The sequence below is a fragment of the Ruicaihuangia caeni genome, assembly GCF_029952955.1.
GTDB classification, from domain to species: Bacteria; Actinomycetota; Actinomycetes; order Actinomycetales; family Microbacteriaceae; genus Ruicaihuangia; species Ruicaihuangia caeni.
Window position 1 is genome coordinate 1 of record NZ_JASATX010000003.1, and the last position, 18,700, is coordinate 18,700.

Sequence of the window (18,700 nt, forward strand, 5' to 3'; positions counted from 1 at the left end):
CAGACGGGCTCGCGACACCGCTGATTCTGGCGTGCCGGAGCGTTCACTATGTCTTGAGACATGCGTTCACGATGTCCCGAGCCAGCACACTGTTACCCCGACAAATTGTTGAGGGCCGTCCGCCAGGGCGGCCCTCAACAATTTCTCCGGGTTAAGGGGCTTCACCTGCGGAGCAGGTGGGCCCACGCCGCCGCGGGCCCCGAGCGTTGCAAAGCAACGGGCCTACTCGACGACGGGAAGCCCGGCATCGGCTCGAGCGACGGAGAAGTTCCGCCCGACGCGATTCGCAGCTGACCCGGTCAGTGCATGGCTCGGGGGTCGGCATCCGGCTCGAGCGTCGCGAAGCTGTCGCGCCGAGCCTGTTCCTCGGCGTCGAGGTCGATGGAACGCGACAGCAGCCAGTATGAGATCGCGGCGACGGGCAGCCCTACGACGACGGAGATGTCGGCACCCCCTAGCGCCTGCGCGATCGGTCCGGTGTAGACGATGGTGGAGAAGAACGGGATCATCGAAGCGAACCCGAGGAGATACGCCACCATCCCTCGCCACGACCAGCTGCCGTAGATGCCGCGGGGATCGAAGATGTCGAGCACCGAGTATCGTCCGCGGCGCACGAAGTAGTAGTCGACGAGGTTCACCGCGGTCCACGGCACCAGGAAGTACAGCAGCAGCGTGAGGAAGACGCTGAAGCTGCCCAGGAAGTCCTCGGGCAGTGCCAGCGCGAGGCCCAGCACGATGGCGCTCACGACGAGCACGGCGATGACCCGGGTCGTGCGGGTCGGCGGCACGGTCTTGAACGCGTCGATCGCGCTGATACCGACGAGCGTCGCACCGTACGTGTTCACGGCCATCACCGTGACCAGCGCGACGCCGCCGACCAGCAGGGTGATCCAGCCCAGACCAGGGAAGACGTCGTCGCCGACCTCGAGGATGCTGTTGATGCTCGCACCATCCGTGAGGGCGCTGGCGAGGAGTGCGCCGAGACCGATCATCCAGATCGACGAGCCCGCGGCGCCGAGATACGTCCAGAACACCAGCGGACCGGTGCGCGTGTCGGGCGGCAAGTAGCGCGTGTAGTCGGAAACGTAGATCGCGTAGCCGAGCAGGAAGCCGGAGACGGCCCCGAACACGGTGAGGAACGGCACCCACGCGAAGTCGCCCATGGTGAGGATCTCGCCGCCGCCGAGAATGATGATCGCGCCGACCGTGAGCACGGCGAACAGTGGGATGAGGATCCAGGTCAGCCAGCGCTGCACGACGTGGATGATGTCGTAGCCGAAGATCGCGATCACCACCTGCACGAGCACGATGCCGACGTACCACAGGGTGCGGTCGCCGCCTGCTCCAAGTGCAAGGAACGCGTCGGTCGCCGCGATCGTGTCGAAGACGTTGAGGCCGATGTAGACGAACAGGCCTGCGGCGATCGGGATGACGGCCCCGCGCAGTCCGAACTGCGCCCGCGATTGGATCATCTGCGGCAGCCCGAGCGTCGGACCCTGGTTGGCGTGGAACGCCATGAAGAACGTTCCGAACAGGGAGCCGAGCACGATCGCCACGAAGCTCCAGCCGAAGCCCAGGCCCATGGCCGGGCCGATGAAGCCCGCCGCCAAGGTCAGGAGGCCGAAGTTGCTCGTGAACCAGAACGGGCCCTGGTGCCACACCTTGCCGTGGCGCTCTCGCAAGGGCACGTAGTCGATGGAGCGGACTTCGATACCGCGACGCTGGATGGCGCCGGCATTTGGAAGGGGCTCGTTCATACTTGAAGTCATCACTGTTCGCCTTTGAACGTGTTCATTACCGCGGTTGCAGCGAGCATAGCGAATCGCGGCTTCTGCAGAAGGGATTCGCGGGTGGTTACTTCTGCCGACGGTTTCACCACCGCATCCGATACCGCAGAGCGCGTTCGAAGCGGCGCGACCAGCGCTGAATCGGTGATGCGAGCCGCCTTCGAGCGCATCCATCGCCTCAACCCCGTCTACAACGCCTTCGTCGAACTTCGAGAGACCGAGGCGATGGCCGCGGCCCGCAGGCTCGACGAGCGCGTTGCCGCCGGTGAATCCGTCGGACGGCTGGCCGGTGTGCCGGTCGGCGTGAAGGAGTCGATGTGGGAGGCGGGACGCCGCGCGACCAATGGGTCGCGAGCCCTTGCAGACTTCGTGCCCGACACCACGCTCGTGACGATCGAACGTCTGCTGGGGGCGGATGCGATCGTCGTGGGTCGCACGAACGTGCCCGAGTTCTGCTACCGCGGGCACTGCTGCAATGACCTGTTCGGTTGCACCCGGAACCCGTGGGATGCCGGACGCACACCGGGCGGATCGACCGGCGGAGGTGCCGCCGCGGTGGCAGCCGGCATGGTTCCCGTGGCGCTGGGGAGCGACGGCGGAGGGTCGCTACGGATTCCGGCCAGCTTCTGCGGCGTCATCGGGTACAAGCCGACCTTCGGAGTCGTGCCCCGAGCCCCGGGCTGGCACGGCTGGTACAGCCTGAACCACGTCGGGCCCATCACGGCAGCGGTCGAGGATGCTGTCCTGGTCATGTCGGCGATCGCAGGCCCGGCCGACGAAGACCCCGCCTCGATTCCGCTTCACTCGTTTCCCGACGTCTGGATGTCGAGGCCGAGGGCTCTCGCAGGAACCAGGGTGGCCTTCAGTGAAGACCTGGGGCGAATCCGGATCGACCCGGAGGTGCGTGGGCGCTTCCGCGCCGCGGTGGCGCTGCTGCAGCGCGAGGGGGTCATGCTCGAAGCTGCCGACCCCGGCATCCCGAAGTCCGTGGATCTCTGGTTCGAACTGGCCTCTGCCGACAACCTGGCGTCGGAGGGGCCATTGCTCGCAAGCGGGCTGGTTGGAAGCGATGTCGCGGACCTCATCACCGCAGGCGAAGGGATCAGTGGCGCGGATTACGCGCGGGCACGAAACGCTCAGCACGACTACTCCGCCGCGTGGCAGCGGTTCCTGCGCGAGTACGACTTCTTCATCACCCCCACGATGGAGACCGTGGCGTTTCCGGTCGAGGCTCGCCAGCCGGAAGTGATCGACGGGCTGCCGTTGCAGGGCAAGGAAGAGGACTGGTGCCAGTTCGTCTACCCATTCAATCTGAGCGGTCATCCGGCAATCTCGATTCCGCTGCCGGTGGGAAGCGGCGCCCTGCCGATCGGCCTGCAGATCGTCGCACCGCGATTCCACGATGCTCAGCTGCTCGCGTTCGCCCGGGCGGTCGTCGAGGCATTCGGGGGCGTCGCGCGGCCGTCGATCTGATGCCTCAGCGCTGACAGTGCGGGCACCAGGTGACCGACCGCTCCTCGCCCGCTCGGGCGCCCAGCGACGCGCCCTGCAGCAGCGTGCCGCAGCGTCGGCACGCCTGACCGGCGCGTCCGTACACCCAGGTGCGCTTGCCGCGACGCAGGTCGCCAGTGGTGCTGCGGGCGTCGCGGTCGCGGTTCGCCACCAGCATCCGGTGCACCAGGTCGAGCGCGCGCCGTCCGTCGACCTCGCCGGCCGGCCGCGTGGGCGCGACGCCGAGCAGAAAGCACAGTTCGTTGGCGTACACGTTCCCAGCGCCCGCGACGACCGTCTGATCGAGCATCGCGGTGAAGATCGGCGTGTCGGAGTACGCCTCGAGGCGCTGCAGGGCCAATTCGACGTCGGCGTCCGTCCACGCGCCGAGCAGGTCGGGGCCGAGCCGATCGCGCAGGGCGTCGGCCTCGGCATCCGTCATCAGAGACACTTCCGCGAGATCGAAACCGACGCCGGCGACGGATGCCGCGCGCAGCACCACCCGGGCACGATACGCCTGTCGCGGCCACCGCTCCCCCGGCCACACCTCCACCCAGGCGCCCTCCATCCTGAGGTGGCTGTGCAGATTCCAATCGCCGATCCGATGGAAGAGGTGCTTGCCGTACGAGGTCACCTCGTGGAGTCGCTGACCGCTGAGGTCGACGGTCGCCAGTGTCGGAACGCGGAAGTCGGTCGCGTCGAGCACCTTGCCGGCCAGCGCCGCGTGCTGCCGTTTCGCCGTGCGGAAGACGTTGTCACCCTCGGGCATCCACGATCACCTCACCGCTGTTGCACCCAGCGCTCCGGAGTCAATGCGCTCCGGAGTCAATGCTCCGCCGCATCCATGAGCTCACGCACGATTTCCAGCGTTCGCTCACGATAGCGAAGTTCGGCTGCCGCCGGCACCACGATGAGCTCGTCAGCAGCAGTCGAGTCGAGCAGCTCGGCGATCGCAGCTCGCACCTGCTCGGCCGTGCCGACAGCCTGACGCTGGAGCCGTTCCTCGATGAAGAGCTCTTCGAACTGCGTGAGCTCATGGGCGAGCGCTTCTTCGATGCTCAACGGCTCAGGGTTCTGGCCTTGCCGTTGCTTGATGAAGCGCAAGAGTCCGGGAAGGGTTTGCGAACGCACCACCTCGACGTCTTCGTCAGAGACGACTTGCACGGCGATCGCGGCGTACGGGCTGTCGAGGTACTCACTCGGGCGGAAGTTGCTTCGATACATCCCGAGGGCGGCCTCGGTGTTCTCGCTCGAGAAGTGATGCGCGAAGGCAAAGGGCAGCCCGAGTTGGCCGGCCGCCTGCGCGCTGTACCCGCTCGAGCCCAGCAGCCAGACCTGCGGGCGATCGCCAGCGCCAGGCACAGCGGGAACCGGAGCCGTGTCATCGAAGTACGAGATGAGCTCCATGAGTTCGCTCGGGAACGCGTCTGCCCCGAATCGGTCTCGGCGCAGCGCGCGGCTCGTCTGCTGGTCGCTTCCCGGCGCTCGCCCGATCCCGAGGTCGATGCGGTCGCCGTAGAGCGCCCTCAAGGTACCGAACTGCTCGGCGACCACGAGCGGGGCATGGTTCGGGAGCATGACTCCCCCGCTGCCGACGCGGATGCGCTCTGTGCGAGCCGCGATCGCGGCGATGAGCACCGGCGGCGAACTGGAGGCGATGGCGCGCATGCCGTGGTGCTCGGCGACCCAGAACCGCTCGTAGCCGAGCCGTTCAGCGGCGGCGGCGAGCGCGACTGTGCCATGCACGGCATCGGCATGGGTGCCGCCGGCCGGCTTCAGGGCGAGGTCGAGCACCGAGATGGGTACCCTGCGGAGGGCGGTCATGGTTCGAGCACCCCATTGCTCTCCTGCAGATAGCACGAGGCGCACAGCGACTCATAGGTCACATCGTCGCCGTCGATCGCGACCTGGTCGCCGGAGAACACGAACTCGCCGTTGATCTTGCGACCGTTGAAGATCGCCTTCCGCCCGCACCGGCAGATGGTCTTGAGCTCTTCGAGCGAGTGGGCCACTTCGAGCAGTCGGCCGCTTCCCTCGAACGCACGCGTCTGGAAGTCGGTCCGGATGCCGTAGGCCAGCACGGGAACGTCGTCGAGCACGGCGATCCGCAACAAGTCGTCGACCTGCTCGACGGTGAGAAACTGCGCCTCATCCACGAGCAAGCAGGCGGCATCCTGCCCGGTGCGCAACTGCAGCTGATCGCGCTCATCGGCGAACCGGCTGCGCAAGTGCTCGTCGGCGCCGATGACGAAATCGGCTTCGCGCACCATCCCGAGCCTCGACACGATCGACGCGTCGCCGCGCGTGTCGATGACCGGCTTCGCGAGCAGCACCCGCTGACCGCGCTCCTCGTAGTTGTACGCCGCTTGCAGGAGAGCGGTGCTCTTGCCGCTGTTCATGGCGCCGTACCTGAAATACAGCTTCGCCACTAGCGCAGGTACCCGTCTTCGGCTGCTCTCCGCATGAGTTCCGACTTCCGTCCGGCGGGTCGGTCGACACGCGCGTACTTCTCGCGCACCCGGCGCAGGTAGGTCTTCGCAGTCTCGTACTTCACGTCCATGCGCTCGGCGACCTGCGACGTGCTGAGGCCGCTCGCGTAGAGCCGCAGTGCGGTCTCCTCGCCCTGGCTGAGACTCGGCCGCACGGGCGCCACCGCCCCAGAAGGGAGCGGGCGCCAGTCGTGCTGCAGCACCGTGTCGAGCGCCACGCCCATAGCGGTGCGGGCCGCATCCATCACCTGAGGCATCGATTCGGCCTTCGATACGAACCCGGCCGCTCCCGCGTTCAGCGCTCGCTGGCGAGCGTCATCGGTGTCGAGGCTGGTGAGCACGACCACTGCGGCGCCGGCCGCACGACAGGTGCGAACGCGTGCCTCGATCGACACCGGCTCTTGCAACTGGAAGTCGAGGAAGACGATATCGGTCGGGAACTGCGGGCTGCGCACCAATTCGATCCACGTTCGGGCGCACAAGACGACCTCGAAGTCGGGCGCGTTGGCGTCTATCCAGGTGCGGAGGCTATCGAGCAGCACCTCATGGTCGTCGAGGAGCGCGAGACGCCATCGACGATCGCGGCCGACCATGGACGAGGCGGCGTCTGGGGAAGCCGGCTCATCGTGCATAGCTGAATTTTAGCCACCGCACAGGACCGTCTGTGCCGTAGTCGAAGCGGTCGAACAGCGCGCGCAGCATGCCGTAGTACGGCGTGAGCCGGGAAGCCGCCAATGGCACGGTCTGATCGAGTGAGAATTCGATGCTGCAGTCGACGACATCCGAGTCGCCGTTCGCACCTGAGGAGAGCGCGATGCGCAGCGATCCGTCGACCAGTTGCGGATGCCGGCAGATCTGGCCGATCAGTGCACGCACCGCCGCCCGCTTCTCCGGCTCAAGGCCGATGGCCAGGCGGTCGGGATCGCTCACTGCGCCGCACTGCCCGACGGCTGCTTGCAACCAGGTGCGATTGGATTCTGCGACCATCACGTCTCTGAGCAGACGCGAGCGCTCTGCAGCTGCGGCTCGCAACTGCTCGTTCACCTCGCCGAGCTGCAGCGCTCGCTGAAACAGCGGGGTCACTTCGCGATTGAGCAGCGTGACGTGATCTTGCTGCACTGCTCGCGCGACTCCCCGCGCCAACTCGTCACTGTCGACGCCTGCCCTTTGTGGGGCGGTCGATTCCCACTCCCGGCGCGCGGCTATGGCCACTGTGGCGAACGCGGCCGCCGCGGTGCCGAACACCAGCACGGGTGCGCTGAACATCAACGGAGCCACCAAGGGCGGCGTCGCAGACAGCGTTCCGAAGGCAGCGAAGGTCACCCACACGGCAGCGGTCACCGTCGCGGTCGCGACGAGGAGTTGCCGGGGGGTGCAGTACCCGCTCTGAGCCAGGAGCAGCGTGGCGAGCACCACCGTCGACGCATGCTTCACCGCAGTGGGGTCGCCCTGCACCATCGCAGCCGATTCGAGAATATGCGCCGCGACTCCGAGGGTCATGGTCACGACGAACGCGCCGCGGGGGTAATGCAAGCGCAACGGACTCGACGCCCAGATCAGCACCACTCCCGAGATGGCGAAGGTTCCCACCGCCCAGATCGCGAACTGCGGATAGCGGTAGAGCGTGGCCTGCCCCGCCATCACGACTGCGGGGTAGGCGATCAGGGCCAGTGCGAGCACACGCACGACGGGAGCCGCTCCGAACATGCTCGCGCGATCGAGGCCCTGCAGAGTGTCGCCGGATGCCCTCATGCAGGGTCCTCGCAGACTGTGGCCGCGGTGGCGGTCACAGTCGCACGGTTGCTCGCGTTCGCGCTCCGGTTCGCGCTCGCCCTCGCGGTCGCGCTCGGGCTTGCGGCGAATGGCTCATCGTCGAGCGGCAGCGACAGCAGCACCGAGGTGCCGTGACCGGGCGTCGACCAGATTCGCGCGGCACCGCCTGCCCGTTCCATGCGCCCCAGGATCGACTCGCGCACGCCCAGGCGGTCATCCGCGATCGAGTCGGGGTCGAAGCCCGTACCGGCGTCGACGATCACGACGGTGAGCTCGCCTTCACCTTCGAGCACCGCCACCTCAGCCCGGTTCGTTCCAGAGTGACGTCGAACATTCGACAGGCACTGCTCCACCGCACGCGCCAGCGCTGACCCACGCGTCTCGTCGAGGCGAGCGATCGCATGGACGTCGCCGGTCAGCGCGACGTCGAGTCCATCGAGCCTCGACCTGGTCACGGCATCCTGAAACGGCGTATCGATTGCGATCGAGAGCTCCGCGGTCGTCGCTTCCAGCAACCACTCACCGCCGACCAGCCGCCGCAGGTCGCGCTCGATCGCGGTGCGCAAGCGAGCGTCGAGGGGGCCGTCGGGCATGCGGGCCAGGGCAGCCAGATGGCCGAGCACGGTGTCATGGAGCAGGGCCGCTGCCTCGCGCTCGGCCTCCAAGCGGATGCTGTCGACTCTGTCGTGCTTGAGTGCGCCATACAGATGGCGCCGAAGGGACTCTGCACGGCCCCCGCCGAACGCGGCACGAGCCAGCGCCGGCAGCAGGAAGAGGAACAGCATCACGGATACCGGGTGCACGCCCTCGTCGACGCCGGTGAAGGCGGTGCCGAGGAATACGCTGGCGACGCCGATGACGAAGCCGGCCGTGCTCCACATCACGCCGACGCCGAATGTCTTCGCAGGGCCCGCGTTGCAGGTGAGGGCGGCGATGAAGAGCACATAGATCGCAGCGTTTCCGCCGAGCTGCGGCAGCTGAGAGCTGAGCGTCACGGCGTACCAGAACGACGCCGCGCCGCCGACGATCAAGAACAACAGTGTGGCCGCGGTCGAACGACTGCGCACGAGCAGGCCGAGCAGGGCGATCGCGGGAACGGTTGCGGCTGCGGCCGGCCAGATGATGAGGTCGGGCGAACTCAGCTGCATCAACATGGGCGCCAACGCCGCGATCGTGAGGGACACGGCGGCTGCGACGTGACTCGCGAATGCGATCGCTTCACTCAGGCTGCGCATCGCGAGGTGCTGCGGCAGACCCAGGCTCATGCGTCTCCAACCGGCGTACCCACGAGCCGTGATCGGCTCAGGCCGACGCGGTACGCCAGCCAGTTCGCATTATGCCAGCGCGCACCGTCATCAGGACGCCCGATTTCGCGGGCGTGAAGCCGCAATCGGCTCGATTCAGGCGGCTCGCCATGACGGCGGACCGACAGGTGATCCGACGGCTCGCCGAGCGGGCCGTTTCTGGCACAAATCGCCACGCCGACCCCGTATGGCGGGCGGCGCATCGCGGGCGGCTACGCCAGCTGCAATGCCTTCGCTGTGCGGTTCAGCGTGCGAGTCGTGTTGGCCTTGTTGTCACTGAGTCGCTTGCCGTAGCTCGGGACCATCGCCTTGATCTTCGGCTGCCACGCGTCAGCGCGATCGGGGAAACACCGCTCGAGCAACTGCAGCATGATCGGCACAGCAGTCGAGGCGCCCGGTGAGGCGCCGAGCAGGCCGGCGATGGAGCCGTCTTGTGCGGCGATCACCTCGGTGCCGAACTGCAGCACACCCTTGCCCTCGGCATCCTTCTTGATGACCTGCACCCGCTGTCCGGCGGTGATGAGGTACCAGTCGTCGCCGTCGGCGTCGGGGTAGTACTCGCGCAGTGCGGCGAGACGCTTGTTGCGCCCGGCGAGGAGTTCGCCGACGAGGTACTTGACCAGATCGAAGTTCGAGAGCCCGACCTGGATCATCGGCAGGAGGTTGTGCGGGCGGATCGTCGAGAAGAGGTCGCCCCAGGAACCGCGCTTGAGGAACTTCGGGCTGAACCCGGCGTACGGCCCGAACATCAGGCTCTTCTCGCCGTCGACGACTCGCGTGTCGAGGTGGGGGACCGACATCGGCGGGGCGCCGACAGCGGCTTTTCCGTACACCTTGGCGTCGTGACGAGCGACGATGTCGGGGTTGTCGGTGCGCAGGAACTGACCGCTGATGGGGAAGCCCGCGAAACCCTTGATCTCGGGGATGCCGCTCTTCTGCAGCAGCGGCAAGGCGTGACCGCCGGCGCCCACGAAGACGAAGCGCGCGGTGTAGTACTCAGGGGCGCGGCCGACCTCGTGCCGGGTGCGGATCTTCCACAGGCCTTCGCGGGTGCGCTTGAGCGAGGTGACGCGCTCCTCGGTGTTGATGGCGGCGCCGCCGGCCACGAGATAGTCGAGCAGGTAGCGCGTCAGGGCGCCGAAGTCGACGTCGGTGCCCTGCACGACGCGGGTGGCCGCGATCGGCTGGCTCTTGGCGCGTCCAGGCATCAGCAGAGGAGCCCACTCGTGGATGACCCGCGGGTCGTCGCTGAACTCCATCGTGTTGAAGAGCGGGTGGCCCTTCAGGGCCTCGTAGCGCTTGCGAAGGTACTCGACGTTGTCTTCGCCCCAGACGAAGCTCATGTGCGGCACCGGGTTGATGAACGCCGACGGATCGGGCAACAACCCTTCACTCACCAGGAACGACCAGAACTGACGCGACACTTGGAACTGCTCGTTGATCGTGATCGCCTTCGCGGTCTCGATCGTGCCGTCCTCGAGCTGCGGCGTGTAGTTGAGCTCGCAGAGCGCGGAGTGGCCCGTGCCCGCGTTGTTCCATGCGTTGGAGCTCTCGCGAGCCGGCTCGCTCAGGGTCTCGAAGATCTGGATGGTCCAGCTGGGTTCCAGCTGCTTGATGATCGCTCCCAGCGTGGCACTCATGATGCCACCACCGATGAGCGCGACGTCGATGGGTTTTGTCACCCGACCATCCTATCGGCGCTCAGAAGTGCCCCAGCGCGGTCTACGCGGTGGGGGCCAGGCGCTTGGCCGCGATCAACTCGGCGATCTGCACGGCGTTCAGGGCCGCCCCCTTGCGCAGGTTGTCGTTCGAGATGAAGAGCGCGAGTCCGCGACCCCCGGGCACGCCCGGGTCCTGGCGGATGCGGCCGACATACGACGGGTCGCTGCCGGCGGCCTCGAGCGGCGTCGGCACATCGGTCAACTGCACGCCCGGGGCATCCTTCAACAGTTCCTGCGCGCGCTCGACCGAGAGCGGCTCGGCGAACTCGGCGTTCACCGAGAGCGAGTGGCCCGTGAACACCGGGACGCGCACGCACGTGCCGCTCACCAGCAGTTCGGGCAGGTCGAGGATCTTGCGGCTCTCGTTGCGGAGCTTCTTCTCCTCGTCGGTCTCGTGAAGTCCGTCATCGACGATCGAACCCGCCAGGGGCACGACATCGAACGCGATGGGGCGCACGTACGTCTTGGGCTCGGGGAACTCGACCGCGCGTCCGTCTTGCACGAGGCCTTCAACGTTCTGGTCGATGACCGCGCGCACCTGGCTGACGAGTTCTTCGGCACCGGCCAGCCCACTGCCCGACACGGCCTGGAAGGTGGTGACGATGAGGCGCTCGAGCCCTGCCTCGTCGCTCAGCGCCTTGAGCACGGGCATCGCGGCCATGGTGGTGCAGTTGGGGTTCGCGATGATGCCCTTGGGCGCCTCGTCGATCGCCTGCGGGTTCACCTCGCTGACGACGAGCGGCACCTCCGGGTCCATCCGCCACGCGCTCGAGTTGTCGATGACGGTGACGCCGGCGGCTGCGAACCGGGGCGCCTGGGCCCGGCTCGCGGCGCCTCCAGCGCTGAACAGTGCGATGTCGAGCCCGCTGGGGTCAGCCGTCTCGATGTCTTCGACCACGATGTCTTCGCCGCGGAACGACAGCGTCTTGCCGGCGCTGCGGGCAGTGGCGAAGAAGCGGATGCCGGCAATCGGGAACTCGCGCTGTTCGAGCAGGCCGCGCATCACCGTGCCGACCTGGCCGGTTGCGCCTACGACGCCGACGTTGAGTCCCTCTGCCACTGTTTCTCCTTGCTGGTGGTCTAGCGCGCCCAGTCCGCGCGCATGTCGATGACTAGTCTCCCGGATGCCGCTGGGATCGCGGTGAATGTTGCGCCCGTCGGCGCGTGCCCGCCACGGCCACGCCCGGCGGCCGTTGCTGCGCGGGCTCGCTGCGCGGGTTTGGTGCAGTCGCGACGGTTCAAACCCGCGCACGTGCACGAAACCCTCGCGACGGTGTCGGCGACGGGCCTGGGCCTGGCCTGTCCTAGGCCTGGGCGGCCTGGGCCTTGCGCCCGTCAGCTTGCTGCGAGGGTTCGGTGCAGTCGCGAGGGTTCAAACCCGCGCACATGCACGAAACCCTCGCGACAGCGCCGCCGGGTGGTGTCGCGCGGCGGTCAGCGTCCTGTGCCGGCGTAGACGACAGCATCCTGGTCGCCGTCGAGGCCGAAGGCCGTGTGCACCACACGCACAGCATCGTTGATCGTGTCAGCGCGCGTGACGACCGAGATGCGGATCTCGCTGGTGGAGATCATCTCGATGTTGATGCCGGCATCCGACAGCGCCTGGAACAGCTGCGCCGAGACACCCGCGTTCGACCGCATGCCCGCACCGACCACGGCGAGCTTGCCGATCTGGTCGTCGTACTGCAGCGTGTCGAAGCCGACCGCATCCTTCTCGGCACGAAGCGCCTGCAGCGCCGACGGGCCCTGCGCCTTGGGCAGCGTGAACGAGATGTCGGTGAGGCCCGTCTCGGCCGCCGACACGTTCTGCACGATCATGTCGATATTGGCGCCCGCCTTGCCCAGGATCGTGAAGATCTGGGCGGCCTTGCCCGGAATATCCGGCACGCCGACCACGGTGATCTTCGCCTCGCTCAGGTCGGCTGCGACGCCGGCGATGATTGCCTCTTCCACGTTCTCTCCCTCTTGCGGGTTGACGACGAGGGTGCCCTCGCTGTTGTTGAACGACGACCGCACGTGGAGCGTGACTCCGTGTCGCCGGGCGAACTCGACGGCCCGCAGGTGCAGCACCTTCGAGCCGGCCGCTGCGAGCTCGAGCATCTCCTCCGCGGTGATCCGGTCGATCTTGGTGGCCTTCTTCACCACTCGCGGGTCGGCGGTGAAGACGCCGTCGACGTCGGTGTAGATCTCGCACATGTCGGCGTCGAGGGCGGCCGCGAGCGCGACGGCGCTCGTGTCGCTTCCGCCACGGCCGAGCGTGGTGATGTCACGCGAGTCGCGGTTGAAGCCCTGGAAGCCGGCGACGATGACGATGGAGCCCTCGTCGAGCGCCTCTCGCAACCGCACCGGCGTCACGTCGACGATGCGAGCCGCACCGTGCTGCGAGTCGGTGATCATGCCCGCTTGGCTGCCCGTGAAGCTCCGGGCGTCCATGCCCATGCCCTTGATGGTCATGGCGAGCAGTGCCATGCTGATGCGCTCGCCCGCCGTGAGCAGCATGTCGAGCTCACGGGGTTCGGGGAACGGGGTGACCTCGCCCGCCAGATCGAGCAGCTCGTCAGTGGTGTCGCCCATGGCGCTGACCACCACCACGACGTCATTGCCCGCGCGGCGCGTCTCGACGATGCGCTTCGCGACCCGCTTGATGCTCTCGGCATCCGCAACCGACGATCCGCCGTACTTCTGCACGATCAAGCTCACGGGCGTTACTCCTGGGGGCTGTGGCACGTCTGAGTGCGTGGTGATTGCGACGGATGCTGAAACCGCCGGTTGCACGATCCTTCGGGCGCGCAGACCGGACGACCTCGAAGCGGTGGCCCCATTCTACGCAGCGCTCGGATGGCGCTCTGCCGCTCCGACCCGCGGGATGGTGCGGGTCGACCTACTCGACGACGCGCCGTCCCTCGAAGGCGCGACCGAGGGTCACCTCGTCGGCGTACTCGAGGTCGCCGCCCACGGGCAGTCCCGATGCGAGGCGGGTGACGCGCAGGCCGGGCTGTTGCAGCATCCGCGTGAGATACGTGGCGGTCGCCTCGCCCTCGAGGTTCGGATCGGTCGCGATGATGACCTCGGTGACGGTGCCGTCGGCGAGGCGCTGCAGCAGTTGCTTGATGCGCAGGTCGTCTGGACCGATGCCGTCGATCGGGCTGATGGCGCCTCCGAGCACGTGGTAGAGCCCTCGGAACTCGCGTGTGCGCTCGATCGCAACGACGTCTTTCGCCTCTTCGACCACGCAGATGGTCTGCGCGTTGCGCCGCGGGTCGCGGCAGATCGTGCAGGTGTCTTCTTCAGAGACGTTGCCGCAGATCTCGCAGAAGCGCACGCGCTCCTTGATCTGGGTGAGCAGTTCGGCGAGCCGGCTCACGTCGACGCTCTCGGTCTGCAGGATGTGGAACGCGATGCGCTGCGCCGACTTGGGGCCGATGCCCGGAAGTCGGCCGAGCTCGTCGATCAGCTCCTGAACGATTCCCTCGTACACGGATCAGTACCCGCCGTTCGGCGAGAAGGTGGAAGCGCTCGGCGACGCTGAGGGCAAGGGCTGCTCCTCGATGAAGCGGGCGCCCAGCACCTCGCGCACGACCGCCTCGCCGTAGCGTTCGCGGCCGTTGGCCGCTCGGGCCGGCGAATCGACCGTCGCCGGTGAGCGCAGCCCGCGCGACGACGCAGAGGCAGCCTGCACTGCGGATGAGGACGCCATGGATGAGGTCGCTGTGGACGAGGACGCTGAGGGCGACGCGGCAGCGGGCGAGGCAGCGGCGGATGCCGCGTTGGAGCGCGGCTCCTCGCTCACCGCTCCCCCGCCGCCCGAAGCGGCCTGCGCGGCGGGAGCGCCCGCGGACTCCGAGGGCGGACTCACGGGCGAAGGAACGGAACCTGGAATCGGTGCGACATCCCATGAGAGCGACGCCGGCTCCTCAGGAGTGGGTGGCTCGATGTCGGGGTAGTCGTCGGGCGGGGGCACGTCGTCTTCTGAGAACGGGATGCTCTCTGGCTGTGCAGGAGGGGTCACTGAGCGCCCTCGGGCCGCAGGTCTCGCCGCAGCTGGAGCTCCGGTAGCCGCCGATGAAGCGCCACCGCGCGAGCGGGCGTCAGCAGACGAAGCAGCCGGACCTCGCTCGTTGCGTGGCTTCGACCCTGGGTCCTGGTAAGCAGGGCCCACCCCCGGCCGCTCTGCCGCCTGCGAAGGCGGCGCGGCAACGCTCCGGGAACCCTCGGGACTCCCGGCGGCACGCGGCTTGGTGGCCGCATCTGCTGCCGTAGCAGCACCGGCTTCGGCGGAAGCCGGAGCCGCACCGGTGCCAGCCGAAGCCGTCGAAGCTGATGGGCGTCGCGCCTGACTCGAAGGAGGAGCACCTGCCCCGCGCGGCGCGTCACGCGCCCCGGACACGACGCGAGCGAGGAACTTCACCCGCACACCGAGCGCATCGAAGATGGCTCGCCGCAGGATCTCGCTGACACCCTCTCCAGCAGTCTCGGGCTTGCGGAAGCTGTCGACATCCGCCTGGTTCGGGAACGACAAGGTGAGCACGTCATCGACGAGGTCGCGAGGCTGAGCATTGAACACGACCGCCCACGCGCTGCGCTTCACCTTCTGCACGCGCTCGAGCACCTGGGGCCAGGTGTCGCGCACCTGCTGCACGGTCACCGGGCCTACCGGGATCGACGGAGGTGCATCGTCACTGCGACCCGAGACACCGGGAACTCCCCAAGCGGCCTCAGCAGCCCGGGCGGGCGAGACGTGGGGTTGCGGCTCGATCGCGGCGGAAGCAGGAGCAGTGGACGGCGCCGCGACACCGGCATCCGCCGTCGAAACGGGGTTCTTCGCTGCCGGGGCAGGTGCGTCGGCAGCCGAAACACCGTGCGCAGCTGAAGCCGGAGCGGCCACGATCGACTCGGGAACGCCGACAGGCGGCGTGTCGCGCTTCGAGGGCGCATCGCCACGAGCGGCAGCCCATGCAGGGGCCTGCGACGAGGATGCCGGCGAGACCGAAGCGTCGGGACCGGCGTCGACCCCGATGCGGCGCTCGAGCCGTTCAACCCTTGCCAGGGCGCCGCGCTCGGCGTCGCCGACAGCCGGCACGAGGAGCCGGGCGACCATCAGTTCGAGGTGCAGCCGTGGCGACGTCGCGCCCACCATGTCGGTGAGCGCTGCGTTCACCACGTCGGCCGCGCGTGAGAGCTCGGCGTTGCCGAACGCGGGGGCCTGCCGCGCCAGAGTGTCGAGTTCGTCTTGCGGGGTGCCGCGGAGCACTGAGGCCGCGCGTTCGCCGGTGGCAGCGACGACGATGAGATCGCGAAGGCGCTCAAGGAGGTCTTCGACGAACCGGCGCGGATCTTGACCGGTCTGGATCACACGGTCGATGGCGGCGAACACTGCCGAGGCGTCTCGAGCGGCGAGCGCGTCGATCACCTCGTCGAGCAGCGCACCATGTGTGTAGCCCAGCAGCGCGACAGCCCGCTCATAGTCGATCGACGTATCGTCTGAGCCGGCGATGAGCTGGTCGAGCAGCGAGAGCGTGTCGCGCACCGATCCCCCTCCGGCGCGCACCACGAGGGGCAGCACGCCGGCGGCCGCAGTGACCCCTTCGCTGGCGATGAGCCCTTCGATGTACTCGAGCATCTGAGCGGGCGGCACGAGCCGGAACGGGTAGTGGTGCGTGCGCGAGCGGATCGTGCCGATGACCTTCTCGGGCTCGGTGGTCGCGAAGATGAACTTCACGTGCTCGGGTGGTTCTTCGACGATCTTGAGCAGCGCGTTGAAGCCGCCGGAGGTCACCATGTGGGCTTCGTCGATGATGAAGATCTTGTACCGGTCGCGCGCGGGCGCGAAGATCGCGCGTTCACGAAGATCGCGCGCATCATCGACACCGCCGTGGCTGGCGGCGTCGATCTCGACGACATCGAGTGAGCCACCACCGTCGCGAGAGAGCTCGACGCAGCTCGGGCAGACGCCGCACGGCTCGTCGGTCGGGCCTTCGACGCAGTTCAGGCAGCGAGCCAGGATGCGAGCGGAGGTGGTCTTTCCGCACCCGCGAGGACCGCTGAAGAGGTAGGCGTGATTGACCCGGTCGGTGCGCAGCGCAGTGCGGAGCGGGTCGGTCACCTGCGCCTGCCCGATGAGCTCGGCGAACGTCTCAGGACGGTAGCGACGGTAGAGGGCGGTGACCACGGCACAAGAGTAGCCGTCACCACTGACAACGGATGCCGCCGGTGAATGCCGCTGAAGAACGCAGCGACGGATGCCGCCGCTCCCCGACGCGCACCAGGGAACACGCGCCATAGGGTGGCTCTCATGACCACTCTCTCGAACCGCACACGTGCGCTCGAGGCCGCGGTGCAGGTGCTCGGATCGCAAGGCGTGCGAGCGCTCACGCATGCGCGCGTGGACGAGGCCGCCGGGCTTCCCAAGGGGTCGACCTCGAACTCGTTCCGCACGCGGGCCTCGCTGCTCGCGGGCGTGGTCGAATGGCTCGATGCGGCTGACCGGAGCGCCCTCGACGATCACGGCGAGCGAATGCCGCAGACTGCCGAGCAGTTCGTCGATGCCCTCACCTCGTTCGCCCTGATCGCCACGGGGCCCGAACGTGCGCGCACCACCGCCCGGTTCGCGCTCTTCGTCGAGGCCGCCCACAACGACACCCTCCGCGAAACGCTCGCGCGAGGACGCGCGCATGTGCTGGCAGGTGCCGAGGCGACGCTCCGCGCGCTCGGCGCTCAGGACCCGGTGACGAGCGCCCGCACGATCGGTGCGGTCTCCGACGGCGTCATGCTGCACCGACTCACCGTCGATCCGGGCCTCGATCCGAGGCCGCATCTCCAGGCCGCCGTCGACGCCGCGCTGCACTGACAGAGGCAGCGCTTCACAGGAACGCTGCCGTGCACTACAGGCATAGTACACATCTACTATGAACGTAGTATCCTGAGCGCATGACCGATCTCGGCGCAGCGGTGGCGCTCACGGTCCCGGGCGTGAAGCACCGCACCCTCGAACTTCCCGGCCTCTCCATGCACGTCGCCGAAGCCGGCGACGGCGAGCCTGTCGTGCTGCTGCACGGCTTCTTCCAGCACTGGTGGGAATGGCGCCATCTCATCCCACCGCTCGCCGAGCGCTACCGCGTCATCGCGCCCGATCTGCGCGGCGCCGGCATGACCGATGCTCCCGGCGAGGGCTACACGCGTGAACAGCTCACAGCCGATGTGGTCGCACTGCTCGACGCCCTCCGCCTCGAACGGGTGCGGCTCGTGGCCCACGACTGGTCGGGGCTCATCGGGTTCCTGGTGTGCCTGCAGCATCCGCAGCGCGTGCGCCAGTACGTGCCGATGAGCACTGGGCACCCCTACATCCGCATGAGCGGCAAAGCGTTGACGGGGCTCTGGCGCACCTGGTTCCAGCTCGCGATCGCGACGCCGTGGCTCGGCCCGCGTCTCATCGGGCACGGGCGCCAGCAGTTCTTGCGCGACCTCTACCGCCGTTCGGTCGTCGACTCCGACGCGTGGACCGATGCCGACATGGAGGTGTTCCTCGCCCAGCTGCGCGACCTGCGGCGAGCACGCGACGGGTCGAAGCTGTACCGCGACTTCTTGCTTCCCGAGTTCAGCCGCATCCTTCGCGGCGCCTACCGGCAGCAGCGGCTCACGACCCCGACGCGCATGCTCAACGGAGAGAAGGATGCCGGCATCCAGCCGTCGTTCCTGCGCGGATACGAGTCGCACGCCGATGAGATGACGATTGAGCAGGTGCCCGGCGTCGGCCACTTCATCGCCGACGAGGCGCCGGAGCGGGTCGCGGCGCGGGTGCTCGCTTTCTTCGCCGAGTGCTGAGCCCGGAGCCGCGAACTCGCCGCCCGCTTCGCGCGGGCCTTGGGGAGGCATACCTGCGTCGTCGAGGGTTGCTTCACCTCGCGGAGCGGGAAACCCTGCCCGAGGCTGAGGGCACGGCTGCGACAGGGCGCGGCCAGGCGTAGAGAGAGGCGGGCGGTGCGCAGAAGGACGCGGGCTGTGCGCAGAAGGACGCGCAAGAGGGGGTAGTGCGGAAAAGAAAGGGACCCCTCGCGCACCCGACAGAGCCCGGTTACCCTTGCTACGTTTCCGTCCTGGGGGAGTTGGCCTGGATATCGTCACGCGAGGAGCCGTGA

Annotated in this window: 15 protein-coding genes and 1 other RNA gene; 3 read left to right on the top strand and 13 right to left on the bottom strand. The window is 67.9% G+C overall.

Annotated features, from left to right (window positions below; all coding sequences use genetic code 11):
- Positions 1-299: 299 nt before the first annotated feature.
- On the bottom strand, positions 300-1,757 hold the full coding sequence (locus QF206_RS07490; RefSeq protein WP_281488604.1) for a purine-cytosine permease family protein: 1,458 nt from the start codon (positions 1,755-1,757) through the stop codon (positions 300-302).
- A 93-nt stretch (positions 1,758-1,850) separates the two neighbouring features.
- Here QF206_RS07490 and QF206_RS07495 point away from each other — a divergent pair, with 93 nt between their 5' ends.
- Positions 1,851-3,260, top strand: a complete 1,410-nt coding sequence (locus QF206_RS07495) for an amidase (protein ID WP_281488605.1) — start codon at positions 1,851-1,853, stop codon at positions 3,258-3,260.
- A 4-nt stretch (positions 3,261-3,264) separates the two neighbouring features.
- On the opposite strand, the gene QF206_RS07500 is transcribed toward QF206_RS07495, so the two are convergent.
- The 11 genes from QF206_RS07500 to QF206_RS07550 all read right to left on the bottom strand — a co-directional run bounded on the left by QF206_RS07500 (position 3,265) and on the right by QF206_RS07550 (position 16,734).
- Entirely contained in the window at positions 3,265-4,047 is a 783-nt protein-coding gene (locus QF206_RS07500; RefSeq protein ID WP_281488606.1) for a DNA-formamidopyrimidine glycosylase family protein, read from the bottom strand.
- Positions 4,048-4,103: 56 nt separating this feature from the next.
- Positions 4,104-5,102 (bottom strand): LLM class flavin-dependent oxidoreductase, encoded by a 999-nt coding sequence (locus QF206_RS07505; RefSeq protein ID WP_281488607.1) that lies wholly within the window; start codon positions 5,100-5,102, stop codon positions 4,104-4,106.
- The gene (locus QF206_RS07510; RefSeq protein WP_281488608.1) at positions 5,099-5,707 is read right to left on the bottom strand and encodes a thymidine kinase; all 609 of its coding nucleotides are present in this window, start codon (positions 5,705-5,707) and stop codon (positions 5,099-5,101) included. The genes QF206_RS07505 and QF206_RS07510 overlap by 4 nt, the downstream gene beginning before the upstream one ends.
- On the bottom strand, positions 5,707-6,399 hold the full coding sequence (locus tag QF206_RS07515) for a response regulator transcription factor (RefSeq protein WP_281488609.1): 693 nt from the start codon (positions 6,397-6,399) through the stop codon (positions 5,707-5,709). Before QF206_RS07515 ends, QF206_RS07510 begins: the two co-directional genes overlap by 1 nt.
- Positions 6,389-7,519, bottom strand: coding sequence for a hypothetical protein (locus tag QF206_RS07520; protein WP_281488610.1), 1,131 nt, complete (start codon positions 7,517-7,519; stop codon positions 6,389-6,391). Before QF206_RS07520 ends, QF206_RS07515 begins: the two co-directional genes overlap by 11 nt.
- Complete coding sequence (locus QF206_RS07525; RefSeq protein ID WP_281488611.1) at positions 7,516-8,805, bottom strand: sensor histidine kinase; 1,290 nt, start codon at positions 8,803-8,805, stop codon at positions 7,516-7,518. The genes QF206_RS07520 and QF206_RS07525 overlap by 4 nt, the downstream gene beginning before the upstream one ends.
- Before the next feature lie 251 nt (positions 8,806-9,056).
- Entirely contained in the window at positions 9,057-10,484 is a 1,428-nt protein-coding gene (locus QF206_RS07530) for a malate:quinone oxidoreductase (RefSeq protein ID WP_422785373.1), read from the bottom strand.
- An 82-nt stretch (positions 10,485-10,566) separates the two neighbouring features.
- Complete coding sequence (locus tag QF206_RS07535; RefSeq protein ID WP_281488613.1) at positions 10,567-11,625, bottom strand: aspartate-semialdehyde dehydrogenase; 1,059 nt, start codon at positions 11,623-11,625, stop codon at positions 10,567-10,569.
- A 374-nt stretch (positions 11,626-11,999) separates the two neighbouring features.
- Positions 12,000-13,265, bottom strand: a complete 1,266-nt coding sequence (locus QF206_RS07540) for an aspartate kinase (protein WP_281488614.1) — start codon at positions 13,263-13,265, stop codon at positions 12,000-12,002.
- A 181-nt stretch (positions 13,266-13,446) separates the two neighbouring features.
- Positions 13,447-14,043, bottom strand: coding sequence for a recombination mediator RecR (gene recR / locus QF206_RS07545; RefSeq protein ID WP_281488615.1), 597 nt, complete (start codon positions 14,041-14,043; stop codon positions 13,447-13,449).
- A gap of 3 nt (positions 14,044-14,046) precedes the next feature.
- On the bottom strand, positions 14,047-16,734 hold the full coding sequence (locus QF206_RS07550; RefSeq protein ID WP_281488616.1) for a DNA polymerase III subunit gamma and tau: 2,688 nt from the start codon (positions 16,732-16,734) through the stop codon (positions 14,047-14,049).
- A 123-nt stretch (positions 16,735-16,857) separates the two neighbouring features.
- Between QF206_RS07550 and QF206_RS07555 the strand changes: the two genes are divergently transcribed.
- Together QF206_RS07555 and QF206_RS07560 are read left to right on the top strand one after the other, a co-directional pair.
- Positions 16,858-17,412 carry a TetR/AcrR family transcriptional regulator gene (locus QF206_RS07555; RefSeq protein WP_281488617.1) on the top strand — a complete coding sequence of 185 codons (555 nt, stop codon included), beginning with the start codon at positions 16,858-16,860 and terminating at the stop codon, positions 17,410-17,412.
- Positions 17,413-17,492: 80 nt separating this feature from the next.
- Positions 17,493-18,386: an alpha/beta fold hydrolase gene (locus QF206_RS07560; RefSeq protein WP_281488618.1), complete on the top strand. Its 894-nt coding sequence runs from the start codon at positions 17,493-17,495 to the stop codon at positions 18,384-18,386.
- 216 nt (positions 18,387-18,602) lie between these two features.
- Here the strand turns inward: QF206_RS07560 and ffs are convergent.
- Positions 18,603-18,699: signal recognition particle sRNA small type (gene ffs / locus QF206_RS07565), an RNA gene on the bottom strand.
- Between the last annotated feature and the right edge of the window lies 1 nt (position 18,700).